The 16,947-nt window shown below is 60.5% G+C and carries 18 protein-coding genes; 10 read left to right on the top strand and 8 right to left on the bottom strand.

What is annotated here, in order from left to right; genetic code table 11:
• Positions 1-71: 71 nt before the first annotated feature.
• Complete coding sequence (locus BT204_RS10635; protein ID WP_032873405.1) at positions 72-1,535, top strand: glyceraldehyde-3-phosphate dehydrogenase; 1,464 nt, start codon at positions 72-74, stop codon at positions 1,533-1,535.
• Positions 1,536-1,706: 171 nt separating this feature from the next.
• On the opposite strand, the gene BT204_RS10630 is transcribed toward BT204_RS10635, so the two are convergent.
• Entirely contained in the window at positions 1,707-2,240 is a 534-nt protein-coding gene (locus BT204_RS10630; protein WP_072446775.1) for a chalcone isomerase family protein, read from the bottom strand.
• A 214-nt stretch (positions 2,241-2,454) separates the two neighbouring features.
• Here BT204_RS10630 and sthA point away from each other — a divergent pair, with 214 nt between their 5' ends.
• Complete coding sequence (gene sthA / locus BT204_RS10625; protein WP_003189670.1) at positions 2,455-3,849, top strand: Si-specific NAD(P)(+) transhydrogenase; 1,395 nt, start codon at positions 2,455-2,457, stop codon at positions 3,847-3,849.
• Between the two features lie 42 nt (positions 3,850-3,891).
• Here sthA and BT204_RS10620 read toward each other — a convergent pair whose 3' ends face one another.
• Together BT204_RS10620 and BT204_RS10615 are read right to left on the bottom strand one after the other, a co-directional pair.
• Positions 3,892-4,614, bottom strand: coding sequence for a glycerophosphodiester phosphodiesterase (locus BT204_RS10620; protein WP_054919943.1), 723 nt, complete (start codon positions 4,612-4,614; stop codon positions 3,892-3,894).
• 44 nt (positions 4,615-4,658) lie between these two features.
• Positions 4,659-5,237 (bottom strand): PilZ domain-containing protein, encoded by a 579-nt coding sequence (locus BT204_RS10615; protein ID WP_054899069.1) that lies wholly within the window; start codon positions 5,235-5,237, stop codon positions 4,659-4,661.
• A gap of 94 nt (positions 5,238-5,331) precedes the next feature.
• Between BT204_RS10615 and BT204_RS10610 the strand changes: the two genes are divergently transcribed.
• From BT204_RS10610 to BT204_RS10600, 3 genes are read left to right on the top strand one after another with little or no spacing between them, the layout of a single operon-like run.
• A complete protein-coding gene (locus BT204_RS10610; protein ID WP_072446773.1) occupies positions 5,332-6,582 on the top strand; it encodes a lipoprotein-releasing ABC transporter permease subunit in 1,251 nt (416 codons plus the stop codon).
• A gap of 7 nt (positions 6,583-6,589) precedes the next feature.
• Positions 6,590-7,273, top strand: a complete 684-nt coding sequence (gene lolD, locus BT204_RS10605) for a lipoprotein-releasing ABC transporter ATP-binding protein LolD (RefSeq protein ID WP_019818240.1) — start codon at positions 6,590-6,592, stop codon at positions 7,271-7,273.
• A 60-nt stretch (positions 7,274-7,333) separates the two neighbouring features.
• Positions 7,334-8,578 carry a lipoprotein-releasing ABC transporter permease subunit gene (locus BT204_RS10600; protein WP_072446771.1) on the top strand — a complete coding sequence of 415 codons (1,245 nt, stop codon included), beginning with the start codon at positions 7,334-7,336 and terminating at the stop codon, positions 8,576-8,578.
• Between the two features lie 128 nt (positions 8,579-8,706).
• Here the strand turns inward: BT204_RS10600 and BT204_RS10595 are convergent, their stop codons facing one another.
• Entirely contained in the window at positions 8,707-10,056 is a 1,350-nt protein-coding gene (locus tag BT204_RS10595; RefSeq protein WP_072446769.1) for a heavy metal sensor histidine kinase, read from the bottom strand.
• Complete coding sequence (locus tag BT204_RS10590; protein ID WP_020302902.1) at positions 10,053-10,733, bottom strand: heavy metal response regulator transcription factor; 681 nt, start codon at positions 10,731-10,733, stop codon at positions 10,053-10,055. Before BT204_RS10590 ends, BT204_RS10595 begins: the two co-directional genes overlap by 4 nt.
• A gap of 260 nt (positions 10,734-10,993) precedes the next feature.
• Between BT204_RS10590 and BT204_RS10585 the strand changes: the two genes are divergently transcribed.
• Entirely contained in the window at positions 10,994-11,515 is a 522-nt protein-coding gene (locus BT204_RS10585; RefSeq protein WP_057975697.1) for a copper-resistant cuproprotein CopI, read from the top strand.
• Positions 11,516-11,581: 66 nt separating this feature from the next.
• Entirely contained in the window at positions 11,582-12,412 is an 831-nt protein-coding gene (queF, locus tag BT204_RS10580) for an NADPH-dependent 7-cyano-7-deazaguanine reductase QueF (protein WP_034126657.1), read from the top strand.
• A gap of 135 nt (positions 12,413-12,547) precedes the next feature.
• Here the strand turns inward: queF and BT204_RS10575 are convergent, their stop codons facing one another.
• The gene (locus tag BT204_RS10575) at positions 12,548-12,814 is read right to left on the bottom strand and encodes a DUF4404 family protein (protein ID WP_014717525.1); all 267 of its coding nucleotides are present in this window, start codon (positions 12,812-12,814) and stop codon (positions 12,548-12,550) included.
• A gap of 111 nt (positions 12,815-12,925) precedes the next feature.
• Positions 12,926-13,534: an HAD superfamily inactivated hydrolase PcrP gene (locus BT204_RS10570; protein WP_003189687.1), complete on the bottom strand. Its 609-nt coding sequence runs from the start codon at positions 13,532-13,534 to the stop codon at positions 12,926-12,928.
• A gap of 195 nt (positions 13,535-13,729) precedes the next feature.
• Here BT204_RS10570 and BT204_RS10565 point away from each other — a divergent pair, with 195 nt between their 5' ends.
• Complete coding sequence (locus tag BT204_RS10565) at positions 13,730-14,419, top strand: MlaA family lipoprotein (RefSeq protein WP_003189688.1); 690 nt, start codon at positions 13,730-13,732, stop codon at positions 14,417-14,419.
• 137 nt (positions 14,420-14,556) lie between these two features.
• Here BT204_RS10565 and BT204_RS10560 read toward each other — a convergent pair whose 3' ends face one another.
• Positions 14,557-14,853, bottom strand: a complete 297-nt coding sequence (locus BT204_RS10560) for a PilZ domain-containing protein (RefSeq protein ID WP_072446768.1) — start codon at positions 14,851-14,853, stop codon at positions 14,557-14,559.
• A gap of 276 nt (positions 14,854-15,129) precedes the next feature.
• Here BT204_RS10560 and rssB point away from each other — a divergent pair, with 276 nt between their 5' ends.
• Both rssB and rssC read left to right on the top strand, forming a co-directional pair.
• Complete coding sequence (gene rssB, locus BT204_RS10550) at positions 15,130-16,311, top strand: two-component system response regulator RssB (RefSeq protein ID WP_014717527.1); 1,182 nt, start codon at positions 15,130-15,132, stop codon at positions 16,309-16,311.
• Entirely contained in the window at positions 16,311-16,793 is a 483-nt protein-coding gene (gene rssC, locus BT204_RS10545) for an anti-sigma factor antagonist RssC (protein ID WP_003172602.1), read from the top strand. The genes rssB and rssC overlap by 1 nt, the downstream gene beginning before the upstream one ends.
• Positions 16,794-16,947: the final 154 nt, after the last annotated feature.

Below are 16,947 nucleotides of genomic sequence, written 5' to 3'. Positions count from 1 at the left end.
TTTGTTGCCCTTCGCGCATTGCTCAACGCTCAGTCGGGCGACATAATGTAGCCCCTTTTTTCTGCCCCTACATGTGGAAGGTTCCCGTGACTCAGAAGCCCGACCAGTGTCTTGGTGAATGGATCGACCGTGAAGCACTCGCTGAAGCGATGATTCCGCTTATCGGTCAGCTGTACCGCAATAACAATGTGGTGAGCTCGATCTATGGCCGCAGCCTGATCAACCAGTCTGTCATCGCGATTCTCAAAGCGCACCGCTTTGCGCGCCATCGCTCCGCCGACGACAGCGAACTCTCCGTCCACGAAACATTCCCACTGCTCAAAGCCATGAGCGAGCTCAAGCTCGGCGCGGCTTCGGTAGACCTGGGCAAGTTGGCCTACAAATTCCGTAAAGAAGGCGCCGGCCGCACTGCCGAGCAGTTCGTACGTGAAGAAATGGCCGATGTGGTTGGCCAGCAAAACGCTGCCGCCCGCAAAGGCACCGATGTGGTGTTGTACGGCTTTGGCCGTATCGGCCGCCTGCTGGCGCGCATCCTGATCGAGAAAACCGGTGGCGGCGACGGCCTGCGTCTGCGCGCCATCGTGGTGCGCAAAGGCGCCGAAAACGACCTGACCAAGCGCGCCAGCCTGCTGCGTCGCGATTCGGTACACGGCTCGTTCAACGGCACCATCACCATTGACGAAGAAAACAACACCATCACCGCCAACGGTAACCTGATCCAGGTGATCTACGCGAAGAACCCGACTGAGGTGGATTACACCCAGTACGGCATCCAGAACGCCCTGCTGGTGGACAACACCGGCGTATGGCGTGATGCCGAGGGCCTGGGCCAGCACCTGGCTTGCCCGGGTGTCGACCGCGTTGTGCTGACCGCGCCTGGCAAGGGCAAGCTCAAGAACATCGTGCACGGCATCAACCACGCTGAAATCACCGCTGACGACAAGATCGTGTCTGCCGCTTCCTGCACCACCAACGCCATCGTGCCGGTGCTCAAGGCTGTGAATGACAAGTTCGGCATCGTTAACGGCCACGTTGAAACCGTTCACTCGTACACCAACGACCAGAACCTGATCGACAACTTCCACAAAGGCGATCGCCGTGGCCGTAGCGCCGCGTTGAACATGGTGATCACCGAGACCGGTGCTGCCACGGCCGCTGCCAAGGCTCTGCCTGAGCTGGCCGGCAAGCTGACCGGTAACGCGATCCGCGTACCGACGCCGAACGTGTCGATGGCCATTCTCAACCTCAACCTTGAGAAAGCCGCCACCCGCGAAGAGATGAACGAGTACCTGCGCTACATGGCGCTGCACTCCGACCTGCATAAGCAGATCGACTTCGTCAATTCCCAGGAAGTGGTCTCCACCGACTTCGTTGGCTCGCGCCACGCTGGTGTGGTGGACGCCGAAGCGACCATCACCCAGGACAACCGTGTTGTGCTGTACGTGTGGTATGACAACGAGTTCGGCTACAGCTGCCAAGTGGTTCGCGTGATGGAAGACATGGCTGGGGTCAACCCGCCTGCGTTTCCGCGCTAAGCCTTTGCGCTGAATGAAAAAGCCCCGACTGGTTCGGGGCTTTTTTATGCCTGTGGGTTTTGTGGTGTCTGGGAGGGCCTTATCGCAGGCAAGCCAGCTCGCACAGTTGAAATGCATTTACCTGTGGGAGCGGGCTTGCCCGCGATGACGATGGAAAGGTCAACACCGCGATCACTTGAGTAGCGTGTTGCGCAAACTGTCCGACAGCCCATTGGCCGCCAGCCAGATACCCAGGTAGGCCTTCGCTAATTCAGCGTCCGGGCTGCTGAACACCACCTGCCCATTAATCTCCAGATTCAACCCGCGCCCCGGACGAAAATCCAGGGCGTAGCGATCACCGCTGCGAATATCCCGAAAGCGCGCGTGCAGCTTGGCTATCTCTGGGTTCAACCCGGCATTGGCTTGCTGGCGCTCCAAGGTGACGGTGGCCGCCTTGATCACATCATCGCGGTCAATGTCGCGAAAGTAATACAGCGCCAGGCGCACAGCCTTCTGCTGGTCCCAGGCCTGCTTTGCCGGCAGGTCAGCGGGTGCATACAGCGCGGCGGCATACACCTCCGCCCAGAGATAGTTGAACACCGCCTGGTTTTTCAGGGCCAGCCCCTCGACCTGTGCGGGGAAGCTTGCCTGCTTGAGCCGCTGTGCGTCGTTGGCGTGCGCCGTGAGCGACACCATCAGCATCAAACAGAAAAATAGTTGTCGCATAATGGCTCATCCTGAATTCGGCGCTGATGTGCGTCCTGTAGTATGGCAACACTGGCCTACGACGCGACCAAGGGTTAATGTTCGCGGCGCTCGGCCTTCTATAGACTGTGCCCCGGTTCACACACTTGAGCCAAATTGTCCTTCATGCTCGCTGGCCGCGGCATGATTTAGCCCGGCGTCCAATCGTACGCCTGGCCTGTTCTGAGGAGTACGCATGGCTGTCTACAACTACGACGTGGTGGTACTGGGTTCCGGCCCAGCTGGAGAAGGTGCGGCGATGAACGCTGCCAAAGCAGGGCGCAAGGTGGCGATGGTTGATAGCCGTCGCCAGGTCGGCGGTAACTGCACCCACCTGGGTACCATCCCGTCCAAGGCGTTGCGTCACTCGGTACGGCAGATCATGCAGTTCAATACCAACCCGATGTTCCGGGCCATTGGTGAGCCGCGCTGGTTCTCGTTCCCGGACGTACTGAAAAGCGCTGAAAAAGTCATCTCCAAGCAAGTCGCCTCGCGTACCGGCTACTACGCCCGTAACCGTGTCGACCTGTTCTTCGGCACCGGCAGTTTTGCCGACGAGCAAACCGTCGAAGTGGTCTGCGCCAATGGCGTGGTCGAGAAGCTGGTGGCCAAGCACATCATCATCGCCACCGGTTCGCGCCCGTATCGCCCGGCGGACATCGATTTCCACCACCCGCGTATCTACGATAGCGATACCATCCTGAGCCTGGGCCATACCCCGCGCAAACTGATCATCTACGGCGCCGGCGTGATCGGCTGTGAATACGCCTCGATCTTCAGTGGCCTGGGTGTACTGGTAGAACTGGTGGACAACCGCGACCAGTTGCTCAGCTTCCTCGACTCGGAAATCTCCCAGGCGTTGAGCTACCACTTCAGCAACAACAACATCACCGTGCGCCACAACGAAGAGTACGAGCGGGTCGAAGGCCTGGACAACGGGGTGATCCTGCACCTCAAGTCCGGCAAGAAGATCAAGGCCGACGCCTTGCTGTGGTGCAACGGCCGTACCGGCAACACCGACAAGCTGGGCATGGAAAACATCGGGGTCAAGGTCAACAGCCGTGGCCAGATCGAAGTGGATGAGAACTACCGCACCTGCGTGCCGAACATCTACGGCGCCGGTGACGTGATCGGCTGGCCAAGCCTGGCCAGTGCCGCCCATGACCAGGGCCGCTCGGCCGCTGGCAGCATTGTCGACAATGGCAGCTGGCGCTACGTGAACGACGTGCCGACCGGGATCTACACGATTCCCGAGATCAGCTCGATCGGCAAGAACGAGCACGAACTGACCAAGGCCAAGGTGCCTTACGAAGTGGGCAAGGCGTTCTTCAAGAGCATGGCGCGTGCGCAGATTGCCGGTGAGCCGCAAGGCATGCTGAAAATCCTGTTCCACCGCGAAACCCTGGAAGTACTCGGCGTGCATTGCTTCGGCTACCAGGCCTCGGAGATCGTGCACATCGGCCAGGCGATCATGAACCAGCCAGGTGAGCAAAATACCCTCAAGTATTTCGTCAACACCACCTTCAACTACCCGACCATGGCCGAAGCCTATCGGGTAGCGGCCTACGACGGCCTCAACCGGCTTTTTTGAGCGGCTCCGGCCGGTGGCCTGAGCCGGCCGGGGAGACCGATTTCAGTAATTCCCGAGAGTGGCAGTGGCCAAACCGGGAAAGTCTGTAATCAGGCTATCTACGCCGAAGTCGGCGAGCCTGCGCATCAGCGCAGGTTCGTTGACTGTCCACACGGACACATGCAAGCCCTGGCGCTGGGCTTTTTCCAGCCGCTCGGGGGTGCACAGCGTCCAGTTCAATGCCAAATACTCACAGCCGTAGTTCTGCGCGACCTTCAGCGGGTCGAGCCAGGCATATTCGGCGACCAGTCCGCGTGACAGGTCCGGGGTGAGTTCCACGGCGGCCTTGAGCACTTCCCGCGAGCTTGACGTGACCGTGACCTTGTCCATCAAGCCAAAGCGCACAGCCATTTCGCGAATCGCCAGCACAGTGGTTGCGGCACGGGTGCGCGAGGCGCTTTTGACTTCCAGTTGCCAGTGATCGAAGTCGCACTGTTCGAACAACTCCTCCAGGCGTGGAATCGGGCAGGGGCTTACCCAGCCTGGGCCGCCTTTGCGCGCGTCCATCTTGACCAAATCAGCCGCCGAGTACTCGACGACCTTGCCGCGCCGGTCGGTGGTGCGCTTGAGGGTCGGGTCGTGGATGACCATCAACTCGCCGTCCATGGACAGGTGCAAGTCCAGTTCGCAACGACGTACGCCGTGTTTGAGACATTCCTGAAAACTGGTCAGGGTATTTTCCGGTGCTTCGCCTTTGGCACCGCGGTGGCCGTAAATCAGGGTCACAGTTGCTCCTTTGCGCCAGGATGGCTGGCGTCGTGAATACGCATTCAGAGGTCTTCGCTTTGTTCTCGCGCCAGGCGGCGTTCCTGGGCCTGTTTCTGCAGGATATAGCGCGCCAGCAGTTGGCGTTGGGCGTCGGTCATGGACTCGAACTCCGTGCCCACATCAAAGCCGTCGCCCTTGGGGTCGCAATGGGTCACCCGCGCGCGCAGCAACAGGCCGAGCGCCTGGGGCATCAGCACCAGCTTGACCGCCAGGTGAGTGTCGGCGGCCAGCGGTGTCGGGTGCTGGAAGTCGATGCCGCCCTCGGAGAGGATCACCGGTTGCGGCGCACCCACCTCGTTCAGCAAACCGCGAGCCATGACCTGGCTGAGCAGATCCAGGCGTTTGTTCTGCACTTTGAGGAAGGCCGCCAGGCTGCGGTCTTTCTCGCTGATCTGGCGCAGCAGGTGCTGGGCTTCGAATTCGCTCAAGTGCAGCTCGCTGAGCAGATTGAACAGCGGTGAATCATCCAGCAACACTTCCTTGCTCGCCGCGTCGGGGCCCGACAGGGGTTTGATTTGAAGTGCGATCATGTCGTCGATACGGTAGTATTCGCGGCGCTCTTCTTCATCTAATGTCGACATGGCGAACCCCAGGTAACGGTAATGGTCTGAGTGTAAAGCTGCTGACCAGACCCCGCCACCGGGACGTCTTCTTTTCCTCCGAACAAGCCCCGACATGTTCAGACCTCTCTTCGTATTTATCGGCACGCGTTATACCCGTGCAAAGCGTCGCAATCATTTTGTGTCGTTCATTTCCTTGACCTCGATGATCGGTCTCGCCCTGGGCGTGGTCGTGATGATCGTGGTGCTGTCGGTGATGAATGGCTTCGATCATGAGATGCGCACCCGCGTGCTGGGCATGGTGCCCCACGCGACCATCGAGGGCGATGCGCCCATCAACGACTGGCAAAGCCTGGCCGCCAAGGTCCAGCAGAACCCCAAGGTGGTGGCGGTAGCGCCGTTTACCCAGATGCAGGGGTTGCTGACCAATGACGGCAAAGTGCAGAAGATCCTGCTCAACGGCATCGACCCGGCCCAGGAGCGCAACGTCTCGATCATCGACAAGTTCATGCTGCAAGGTAAGCTCGACGAGCTGTCGCCGGGCAGCTTTGGCATCGTCATCGGTGACAAGGCCGCGGCCAAGCTGGGCGTAGAGGTTGGCGACAAGCTGACCTTCGTCGCCCCGGAAGTCACCGTGACCCCGGCCGGCATGTTCCCGCGCATGAAGCGCTTTACCGTGGTGGGCACCTTCCACGTCGGCGCTGGCGAGATCGACGGTTACATCGGCCTGACCAATCTCACCGACCTGGCCCGCCTGCATCGCTGGCAGCCCGACCAGGTGCAGGGCCTGCGCCTGAAATTCAACGACCTGTTCGATGCGCCGCGCGGCGCCTGGGAAATTGCCCAGCACCTGGGTGAAACCGAGTACTACGCTCGCGACTGGACCCGCACCCACGGCAACCTGTATCAGGCCATCCGCATGGAAAAAGCCATGATCGGCCTGTTGTTGTTGCTGATCGTCGCCGTGGCGGCCTTCAACATCATCTCCACGCTGGTGATGGTGGTGAACGACAAGAAGGGCGACATCGCCATCCTGCGTACGTTGGGCGCCACGCCGGGGCAGATCATGGCGATCTTCATGGTGCAGGGCACCGTGATCGGCGTGGTCGGCACCTTGATCGGCACGGCGGTGGGCATTCTGGCCGCGCTGAACGTCAGCGCCGCCATCGCCCTGCTTGAAAAGGTGATCGGCCACAAGTTTCTCAACGCCGACGTCTACTTCATCGATTACTTGCCGTCCCAGGTGCAACCCCAGGACGTGCTGATGGTGGGCGGCGCTGCGTTGGTCCTGAGCTTCCTTGCCACCCTGTATCCAGCCTGGCGCGCGGCACGTACCCAGCCAGCACAGGCATTACGTTATGAGTGAATCGGGCATGAGTGAAAAAGCAATCCTGAGCTGCCGCAACCTGGGCAAATCCTACGAGGAAGGCCCGGAGTCGGTGGTGGTGCTGTCCAACCTGCAGCTTGAACTGCACCCTGGCGAGCGTGTGGCGATCGTCGGCAGTTCCGGTTCCGGCAAGAGTACCTTGCTCAACCTGCTGGGCGGCCTCGATACGCCGTCCCAGGGCAGCGTATGGCTGGCCGGTGAAGAACTGTCGGCGTTGAATGAAAAGGCCCGCGGCCAACTGCGCAATCGCTCGTTGGGCTTTGTGTACCAGTTCCACCACTTGCTGCCGGAATTCACCGCCCTGGAAAACGTGTGCATGCCGCTGTTGATCGGCAAGACCGCGATTCCTGAAGCGCGTCAGCGTGCCACGGCCTTGCTCGAGCGCGTCGGCCTGGGTCATCGCCTGGAGCACAAGCCGGCGGAGTTGTCCGGTGGTGAGCGCCAGCGCGTGGCGATTGCCCGTGCCCTGGTGAACAACCCGGGCCTGGTGATGCTCGACGAGCCGACCGGCAACCTCGACTCCCACACCGCCCAGGGCATCAAGGACTTGATGCTGGAGTTGAGCACCCAGATGCGCACCGCGTTCCTGGTGGTGACCCATGACATGAGCATGGCCCGGCAGATGGACCGCGTACTGCATTTGCAGGAAGGTCATCTGGTCGCTATCTGACCTGTTGCAAGCCCGGTTTTTTGAGGCCGGGCTTTTTCATTTTTCCAACGGTGCCCGCGAATGTTCAGACCGTTATCGATTTTTATCGGCACGCGCTATACCCGCGCCAAGCGCCGCAACCGTTTTGTCTCGTTTATCTCGATGACCTCGATGATCGGCCTCGCCCTGGGCGTACTGGCGATGATCGTAGTGCTTTCGGTGATGAACGGCTTTCAGCGTGAAATGAGCTCACGCATCCTCGGCATGGTGCCCCACGCCACCATCGTCGGCGTAAAGCCGATTGATGATTGGCAGCCGGTGGCAGCGGCCGCGATGAAGAATCCGCAAGTCACCGCCGCTGTGCCCTTCACCCAGATGGATGGCATGTTTTCCTATAAGGGCGCGATGCAGCCCATCGAGATCAGCGGCGTCGACCCGGCCCAGGAAGGCAAGGTGTCGATCGTGGCCCAGCACATCGTGCGCGGCAAACTCGACGACCTCAAACCTGGCGAGTTCGGTGTGGTGGTCGGTGATATCACTGCGCGGCGTTTTCGCCTGAACGTGGGCGACAAGCTGACCCTGATCGTGCCGGAGCTCAGCAGCGCCCCGGGCGGTATCACCCCGCGCATGCAGCGCCTGAATGTGGTGGGCATCTTCAAGGTCGGCGCCGAACTGGATGGCTCCATGGCCCTGATCCACATGGCCGATGCCGCTGAAATCCAGCATTGGCAGCCCAACCAGGTGCAAAGCGTGCGCCTGGCGGTGAAGGACCTGTATGCAGCGCCCAAAGTCTCGGCAGATATCGCCGCCAGCCTGGGCGCGGCTTACAAGGCGGATGACTGGACCCACACCCAGGGCAGCCTGTTCAGCGCGATGAAAATGGAAAAGACCATGATCGGCCTGCTGCTGCTGATGATCGTCGCCGTGGCCGCGTTCAACATCATCGCCACCTTGATCATGGTGGTGAACGACAAGGGCGCGGACATCGCCATCCTGCGTACCATCGGCGCCACACCTCGGCAGATTATGGCGATCTTCATGGTGCAGGGTACCGTGATTGGTGTGGTCGGCACCTTGATCGGCGGCGTGCTGGGGGTGATTGCGGCGCTGAACGTGAGTGAGCTGGTGGGCTGGCTGGAGCGGGTGAGCGGGCAGCATATCTTCAGCTCGGATGTGTACTTTGTCAGCAACCTGCCTTCGGAGCTGCAAGGTGGGGATGTGTTGCTGATTTGCTCGGCGGGGTTTGTGTTGAGCTTCTTGGCGACGATTTACCCGGCGTATCGGGCGGCGAAGATTGAGCCGGCGCATGCCCTCAGGTATTCGTAACCTGCTCGTTCCCACGCTCTGCGTGGGAACGCCTCACCGGACGCTCCGCGTCCGCTGTTAGGACGCAGAGCGTCCCGGAATGCGTTCCCACGCGGAGCGTGGGAACGATCAGCAAAGCGTGGGAACGATCAGCAGTCGCCATTGGGCAACTTGATCACAAACCTTGTCCAGCCCGCCTGCGACTCACAATAAATCCTCCCGCCATGCGCGCGTACAATCGACTGGGTAATCGCCAACCCCAGCCCCGCATGTTCACTGCTGCCTGCGCGCCTCGACGGGTCGGCTCGGTAGAACCGGTCAAACAGCCTCGGCAGTAACGACGCAGGAATGCCTTCCCCGCTGTTCTCAACCGTCAGTGTCACGCCACTCTCGATCCGCACCCGCACTTCACCGCCCGGTGGGGTAAACCGCAGCGCGTTATCCAGCAGATTCGACAAGGCCCGACGCAACATACCGCGATCGCCCATCGTCTGGGCGGTGCCTTCGCGCACCAGCGTCACCTGTGCGTCCTCCGCCAGCAGGGTAAAGAACTCCAACAGTGCGTCGACCTCATCGCCCAAATCCAGAGCTTCTCGGCTGGGCATCAGCAAGCCGTGGTCAGCTTTGGCCAGGTACAGCATGTCGTTGACCAGTTGCGCCATCCATTGCAGCTCTTCCAGGTTGCTGTGCAGCGCCTCGCGGTAATCCTCCAGCGGGCGTGGCTGGGTGAGGATGACTTGGGTCTGGGTCAGCAAGTTGGACAGCGGTGTGCGCAGTTCGTGGGCAATATCTGCGCTGAAGGCGGACAGGCGCTGGAACGCATCATCGAGGCGGGCCAGCATGGCGTTGACGGCCTGGGCGAGCTCCGCCAGTTCCACCGGCATTTGCGCTTGGGGTAAGCGTTGCGTCAGGGAATGGGCGGAGACGCTGGCAGCCACTTCGCCCATGCGCCGCAGTGGTCGCAAGCCACTGCGTGCAGCCCAGGCGCCGAGCAGGGCAGTGGCCAGGGCAGAGAGGCCGACGGTCAGCCAGATCAAGCGTTGCATGCGTTGCAGAAAGTGCTGGTGGTGGGTGATGTCGAGGATCAGTGTCAGCTGTGGCGAATCGAGTTGGCTGGGCGTCAAGGGTGCGATGAATACGCGGTAGTCGGTGCCTGCGTATTGCAGGCTGTGCAGGCCGGGCGCTTGGGGCAAGGGAAGGTGCGGCGCGCCGTCCAGCCAACGTTGACCCGCCCCGGTGATGCGCAAGGCGAGGTCGGGCTGGTGATCGAGTTCGGCGCGCAGTTGAGGGGTTCGCCGGGCGAGGTCTTCCGGTGAGGCGACACCCTGCAAGGTGCTGCGCAGGGCCACCAGTTTGCTTTCGAGCTGTTGCTGGTCCAGCTCCATGAAATGCGCCTCGCTGGCCCGGTTGAACAACACCCCGGCGATCAACGAGACCACCGCCGTGCAGGCGGCAAACAGCAGCGCCAGGCGGCTGGTCAGGGACAGGCGCTTGATCACGTGAACCGTTCCTCCAACACGTAACCCATGCCGCGCACGGTGTGGATCAGCTTATTGGGGAAATTGTCGTCGACTTTCAGGCGCAGGCGGCGAATGGCGACTTCGATGATGTTGGTGTCGCTGTCGAAATTCATGTCCCACACCTGGGAGGCGATCAGCGTCTTGGGCAGCACTTCGCCCTGGCGGCGTAGCAGCAGCTCCAGCAAGGCGAACTCCTTGGCGGTGAGGTCGATGCGCTGGCCGCTGCGCTCGACACGGCGGCGGATCAAGTCCAGGCTCAGGTCGGCCAGTTGCAGCGTGGTCTCCTGCGGCGTGCTGCTGCCACGGCGCAACAAGGTGCGCACCCGCGCCAGCAGTTCGGAAAAGGCGAAGGGCTTGACCAGGTAATCGTCGGCGCCCAGCTCCAGGCCATGTACTCGGTCTTCTACGGCATCGCGAGCGGTGAGGAACAGCACCGGGATGTCCAGGCCGGCACTGCGCACCGCCTGCAGGATTTGCCAGCCATCGCGGCCGGGCAGCATCACATCGAGGATCAATAAGTCATAGTCGCCCGTCAGCGCCAAGTGCTGGCCACTGGTGCCGTCGGCCACCAGTTCGGTGGTAAAGCCCGCTTCGGCCAGGCCCTGGCGCAGGTAATGACCGGTTTTGGGTTGGTCTTCGACGATCAGCAGTTTCATATCGGGCTCTTGATAGGGGCTATGTAGGAGCGAGCTTGCTCGCGAAAAACGCCAACGGTAACGCGGGCTGTCAGGCTTGACGCGTTGTGCTTAAGCCCTTCGCGAGCAAGCTCGCTCCTACAAAAAACATTGGGCTTTATACCGTGCTCGTCAGGGGATGGGCGCAAGCTGACAAAGTTGTAATCTAGCAGTCAGCTGGCTGGCAGCGAGGCCATCTTAAAGTGTTGCCCAAGCTGGATACCTATTTTGGAGAGTGAAAGATGGCGTTGCGTACACCTCTGTTATTGGCAGGCTGCCTGCTGGCGTTGAGTTTCAATGCCCTGGCAGATGCGACTCACACCTACGCGTTCGGCCAGCCGGCCCCGGCGGATAAAGCCACGCGCACCGTTGAAGTCACGCTGCGGGACATTGCCTTTGAGCCCAAGTCCCTGGACGTCAAGGCCGGTGAAACCGTGCGCTTTGTGCTGGTCAACAAAGGCCAGTTGCTGCATGAGTTCAACCTGGGAGACGCGGCCATGCATGCCGCCCACCAGAAAGAGATGTTGCAGATGCAAGCCAGTGGCATGCTCACCGCCACCGGTATGGGCAAGATGGATCACAGCGCCATGGGCCACGGCGACATGGGCGGCATGAAGCACGACGATCCCAACAGTGTGTTGGTGGAGCCGGGCAAGACGGCCGAACTGACCTGGACGTTCAAGCAGGCCACAGGCCTTGAGTTTGCCTGCAACCTGCCCGGGCATTACCAGGCGGGCATGGTGGGCAAACTGACCGTTGAGTGAGGCGTTTGTTAAGGGCGGGAGCAAAGGCTGGTAGACTGGCGCGGTTTATTTAGCCAGGTTTCCGCCATGCATCCCGCAGCCGAACATTCGCCGCTGGGCAAGTCCAGTGAATACATCAGCACCTACACGCCTTCGTTGCTGTTTCCGATTCCACGCGCCGCCAAGTGGGCCGAGCTGGGCCTGAGCGCCGAGACCCTGCCGTACAAGGGCGTGGATTTCTGGAACTGCTTCGAACTGTCCTGGTTGTTGCCCTCGGGCAAGCCGGTGGTGGCCATCGGTGAGTTCAGCATTCCGGCCGACTCGCCGAACATCATCGAGTCCAAGTCGTTCAAGCTGTACCTCAACTCGCTGAACCAGACCGCGTTTGCCGATACGCAAAGCCTTGAAGCCACCTTGCGCACCGACCTCAGCTCTGCGGCCGGCAAGCCAGTGAGCGTGCGCATTCGCAGCCTGGCCGACATCGAGGCAGAAGGCGTGATGGCATTGCCGGGCGTGTGCATTGACGGCCTGGATATCAACGTCAGCAGCTACGAACACCCGCGCCCGGAACTGCTGCGTTGCGATGATTCGCGCGTGGTGGAGGAGAGCGTGCACAGCCACCTGCTCAAATCCAACTGCCCGGTGACCAGCCAGCCTGACTGGGGCAGTGTGGTGGTGGAATACCGTGGTGCGGCGCTGGATCACGCCAGCCTGCTGGAATATATCGTCAGCTTTCGCCAGCACTCGGACTTTCATGAGCAGTGTGTGGAGCGGATCTTCCTGGACTTGCAGCGCTTGCTCAAGCCGGAGAAGTTGACCGTGTATGCACGCTATGTGCGTCGGGGTGGGTTGGATATCAATCCTTACCGCAGCACTGAGAACACCCAGTTCCTGAACGTGCGCCTGGCGCGTCAGTAAGCCTTCATACAAAAAACTGTGGGAGCTGGCTTGCCTGCGATTGCGATCTTTCAGTCATTCATCAAGTGACTGATACACCGCTATTGCAGGTAAGCCAGCTCCCACATTTGGTTTTGTGTTTGGCTTGGGCTCGGGTTAGATGCCGATATTGCCCAGGGTCAGCACGATATTGCGCAACGTCCCGGCAATGCCTGGATGGTCCAGTTCAAAACCTTCCACTGCCCGGTTCACATCGTCAGCGATGCTGGGCGTCTGGGTGGCCGGTTCCATTTCCAACTGGACTTCGAATTTGGCGATCAACTCTTCCAATGCTTGACGTTTCTCGGCGGGCAACTCGGGATGATTCTCCAGTTGCTCACGCACAATATCGGCCTGCTGTTGTAACTTCTCGCGATCAGGCATGACGTTCTTTCCTTTTATCGATAGGCACTGGCATAGACCGCGGCACGCCGTGAAAGGTCTACGGGCTGACCTGTAGATTAATCCACTGCGGCCAACTGTGCATGATCTCGATCAGGGCTTCTCGCCCTTGAGCTGGCGCAGGCGGATGTCGGCCAGGCAGGTGCCGAGTTCGCCGAGGTGGTCGATCACCGAATGCACACCCAGGCCATAGAGCGCCACCGTGGCCTTGCCGCGCTTGTGTTCGCGTTGCTGCTCGGTCAGCGCCTGCCATTGCTGGGGCGACAGGCCGCAGAGCGAACCGCAGGAGGCCAGGCCGATGGTCCACAAACCGGCATTCAGGCCCGATTGCAGCAGGCGCGGCTCGCCGCTGACCAGTACGCAGCCTTCCAGGCGTTCGATGTTCAACTCCATCAGGGCTTGCCAGCAAGCGTGGGGCGCGGGCCAGCGAATGGAGGAGGGCGAGGCCGCCTTGAGCCAGCCAGGCAGGCCGGCGCAGAGTGGCGTGGTCACGGCGGGAGGCAGTTCGTCCAGCCAGGCGCAGGGCACGCCTTGTTCTTTGAGACTGCGCAGGATTTTCAACGCGCCTGGCGTGGCCTCGGCGTCGGCGCAAGGTGAGTCGGTGCGCGCGAGGGAACCAAAATCCACCAGGCAGCCACTCAGGCCAAATAACACGGCGGTCAATGAGGGGGCGGCGGCGACGGCAATCTCGGCGTGTGGCATCTGAACGTCCCTGAAATAGCTGCCACGCTATCGGGGCGGCATGACAAGGGGATGACACTGTCGATATTTGTAGGAATTTTGTGCATTTTCCCTAAGACGATTCTAGGTAGCTGCCTAAATCGGCACTTCCGTCATATACTGACAGCCTTATTCAGGGCATAGCGCCCATGACAGACCATTCAAGGAGCAAAAGCTATGCGCTGGAGCCAGTACTTCGCTCAGCTATCGGTGTGTGCCACCATCCTGTTGGCGCCTTTCGCTGCCCAAGCGGCCTCGGAAGATGACCCGTGGGAAAGCGTCAACCGCCCCATCTTCACCTTCAACGACACCGTTGACACCTATGCCCTCAAGCCAATCGCCCAGGGCTATCAGTTCGTCACCCCACAATTTGTGCAGGACGGCGTTCACAACTTCTTCCGCAACATCGGTGATGTCGGCAACCTGGCCAACAACGTGCTGCAACTCAAGCCGCACAATGCAGGCGTCGACACCGCCCGCTTGTTGGTCAACACCACGTTTGGCGTACTGGGCTTTATCGACGTCGGCACCAAAATGGGGCTGCAGCGCAGCGATGAAGACTTCGGCCAGACCCTCGGCTACTGGGGCGTGGGCAGCGGCCCGTACGTGATGATCCCGTTGCTGGGCCCAAGCACCTTGCGTGATGCGCCGTCCAAATATGTCGACAGCTACACCCAGCCGTACCGCTACATGAACGACATCGGCTGGCGTAACAGCACCTTCGGCCTCAACGTCGTTGACGTGCGCGCCAGCCTGCTCGACAGCGAGAAGCTGATCAGCGGCGACAAGTACACCTTCATTCGTAACGCTTACCTGCAGAACCGCGAGTTCAAGGTCAAGGACGGCAAGGTCGTTGACGACTTTTAAGCTGTGACGTTTTGAAATGAAAAAGGCGACCTTTGTAAGGTCGCCTTTTTTGTGCGCGCTGATCGTTCCCCACGCTCCGCGTGGGAATGCATCCCGTGACGCTCCGCGTCACCTTTGCGCAGGGGCGGGATGTTGCGTTAGCGCATTTTCAGAATCTTGAGGCCCAGATGCTGGTCATCGCCTACCGCCTTGGCCCACACCACCTGGGTATCCGCCTCAAGACCCCTGAGCGCGGCGTGCTCTGAATCAATGCGCACGGTCAGCAGGTCGCCCACAGTGAACTGGCGGGGTGCCTGCACCTGCATGCCGGAACTGGAGAGGTCCACGCAGGTACCGGCAATCTCCTGCCCGGCATGGATCAAAGACACATCGGCATCTATTCGCATGCGGATGAAATCGCGTTTTTCGGCGTAGTCGCGCTCGTGTTCGCTCACAGCATCCATCCTTACTTTGCGTTGTGGTTGTGAGGGTTCTTATAACTCCCGGTGATTTGAGGTGTAAAGACGCCCGGCGACCATCGGCATGAGCTTGAAACCCCTCACGGATGGGAGTACCGTCTGCGCCTTAGAAGGGCACCTCTGCTTTACCGTTGTGCATGGGCCAAATCCCATTGCTTTGTAGGACAGAGAGGCTAGAAAGCGAATCCAGTACGTGAGCCCGGCCATTGCCGAGCCGCCTACGCCAACCTAATTCTGGCGCCGTTTGCCCACATGCAAAAAACCAGTGCCACGCTGCTGATTATCGATGACGACGAAGTAGTGCGCGCGAGCCTCGCGGCCTACTTGGAAGACAGTGGCTTCAGCGTCCTGCAGGCCAGTAATGGCCAACAGGGTCTCCAGGTATTCGAGCGCGACAAGCCCGACCTTGTGATCTGCGACCTGCGCATGCCCCAGATGGGCGGCCTGGAGCTGATTCGCCAGGTGACCGACCTTGCCCCGCAAACGCCGGTGATTGTCGTGTCCGGTGCCGGTGTCATGAACGATGCCGTTGAAGCCTTGCGCCTGGGCGCCGCCGATTACCTGATCAAGCCCCTGGAAGACCTGGCCGTGCTGGAGCACTCGGTGCGCCGCGCCCTGGACCGTGCACGCCTGCTCCTGGAAAACCAGCGCTACCGCGAAAAGCTCGAGACCGCCAACCGCGAGCTCGAAGCCAGCTTGAACCTGCTGCAGGAAGACCAGAACGCCGGGCGCCAGGTGCAGATGAACATGCTGCCGGTGAGCCCCTGGACGATTGACGAGTTCAAGTTTGCCCACCAGATCATCCCGTCGTTGTACCTGTCGGGTGATTTTGTCGACTATTTCCGTGTCGATGAGCGCCGTGTGGCGTTCTACCTGGCCGACGTTTCCGGCCACGGCGCGTCTTCCGCGTTTGTTACCGTGTTGTTGAAGTTCATGACCACACGGCTGTTGTTCGAGTCCAAGCGCAACGGCACCTTGCCGGAGTTCACCCCCTCCGAGGTGCTGGGCCACATCAACCGGGGCCTGATCAGCTGCAAGCTGGGCAAGCACGTGACGATGGTCGGCGGCGTGATCGACGAAGAAACCGGTCTTTTGACCTACAGCATTGGCGGTCACCTGCCGATGCCTGTTTTGTACACTCCTGACAGTGTGCGCTACCTGGAAGGGCGTGGCCTGCCCGTAGGCTTGTTTAACGAAGCCACCTACGAAGACCACATCCTGGAACTGCCGCCGACCTTCAGCCTGACGCTGATGTCTGACGGTATTCTGGACCTTCTTCCAGAGCCTACACTCAAAGAGAAAGAAGCCGCCTTGCCCCAAAAGGTCAAGTCGGCGGGCGGCAGCCTGGATGGCCTGCGGCAGGTTTTTGGATTGGCCACGCTAGGGGAGATGCCGGATGATATCGCCCTATTGGTGTTGAGCAGGAATCTTTGATGAGTACCGGAAGAATCCAATTCGCCGAGCAAGACGGGACCTTCGTCCTGAAATTTGTCGGTGAAGTGCGCCTGACCTTGTGTTCGGCCCTGGATGCGACGATCGAGCGGATCTTCACTGCGCTGAACTTCTCGGCGATCGTGATCGACCTGACCGAAACGCGCAGCATCGATAGCACCACCCTGGGCCTGTTGGCCAAATTGTCCATTCTGTCTCGGCAGAAGGTCGGCCTATTGCCGACCGTGGTCACCACCCACGAAGACATCACCCGTCTGTTGCAATCCATGGGCTTTGACCAGGTGTTCAACATCGTTGACCGCCCCATCCCGTGCCCTGAGTGCCTGACCGACCTGCCGTCCCAGGACCAGTCCGAGGAAGTGGTGCGGGTCAAGGTGCTGGAAGCGCACAAAATCCTGATGGGCTTGAATGAGTCCAACCGCGAAGCCTTCCACGACCTCGTCAACGCCCTCGAGCGGCACTGACGGCCTCCCTGCCCAAACACACACAGTCCAATGTGGGAGCTGGCTTGCCTGCGATTACGCAGTGTCAGTCGATGAAGTGTTGGCTGGCCCACCGCTATCGCAGGCAAGCCAGCTCCCACATCGGACGGCGGTGACACCGACGCACAAAAAAGGG

The sequence above is a fragment of the Pseudomonas sp. NFPP02 genome (assembly GCF_900119355.1).
Lineage (GTDB): Bacteria > Pseudomonadota > Gammaproteobacteria > Pseudomonadales > Pseudomonadaceae > Aquipseudomonas > Aquipseudomonas paracarnis.
The sequence above is the reverse complement of the archived record's forward strand: the minus strand, read 5'-3'. Positions and strand labels throughout refer to the sequence as shown.

Excerpts from the sequence above, each read along its gene's own strand:
- BT204_RS10635 (WP_032873405.1), top strand. The coding sequence starts at position 72 with ATGTGGAAGGTTCCCGTGACTCAGAAGCCCGACCAGTGTCTTGGTGAA.
- BT204_RS10630 (WP_072446775.1), bottom strand. The coding sequence starts at position 2,240 with ATGCGACAACTATTTTTCTGTTTGATGCTGATGGTGTCGCTCACGGCG.
- sthA (WP_003189670.1), top strand. The coding sequence starts at position 2,455 with ATGGCTGTCTACAACTACGACGTGGTGGTACTGGGTTCCGGCCCAGCT.
- BT204_RS10615 (WP_054899069.1), bottom strand. The coding sequence starts at position 5,237 with ATGTCGACATTAGATGAAGAAGAGCGCCGCGAATACTACCGTATCGAC.
- BT204_RS10610 (WP_072446773.1), top strand. The coding sequence starts at position 5,332 with ATGTTCAGACCTCTCTTCGTATTTATCGGCACGCGTTATACCCGTGCA.
- lolD (WP_019818240.1), top strand. The coding sequence starts at position 6,590 with ATGAGTGAAAAAGCAATCCTGAGCTGCCGCAACCTGGGCAAATCCTAC.
- BT204_RS10600 (WP_072446771.1), top strand. The coding sequence starts at position 7,334 with ATGTTCAGACCGTTATCGATTTTTATCGGCACGCGCTATACCCGCGCC.
- BT204_RS10590 (WP_020302902.1), bottom strand. The coding sequence starts at position 10,733 with ATGAAACTGCTGATCGTCGAAGACCAACCCAAAACCGGTCATTACCTG.
- BT204_RS10585 (WP_057975697.1), top strand. The coding sequence starts at position 10,994 with ATGGCGTTGCGTACACCTCTGTTATTGGCAGGCTGCCTGCTGGCGTTG.
- queF (WP_034126657.1), top strand. The coding sequence starts at position 11,582 with ATGCATCCCGCAGCCGAACATTCGCCGCTGGGCAAGTCCAGTGAATAC.
- BT204_RS10575 (WP_014717525.1), bottom strand. The coding sequence starts at position 12,814 with ATGCCTGATCGCGAGAAGTTACAACAGCAGGCCGATATTGTGCGTGAG.
- BT204_RS10570 (WP_003189687.1), bottom strand. The coding sequence starts at position 13,534 with ATGCCACACGCCGAGATTGCCGTCGCCGCCGCCCCCTCATTGACCGCC.
- BT204_RS10565 (WP_003189688.1), top strand. The coding sequence starts at position 13,730 with ATGCGCTGGAGCCAGTACTTCGCTCAGCTATCGGTGTGTGCCACCATC.
- rssB (WP_014717527.1), top strand. The coding sequence starts at position 15,130 with ATGCAAAAAACCAGTGCCACGCTGCTGATTATCGATGACGACGAAGTA.
- rssC (WP_003172602.1), top strand. The coding sequence starts at position 16,311 with ATGAGTACCGGAAGAATCCAATTCGCCGAGCAAGACGGGACCTTCGTC.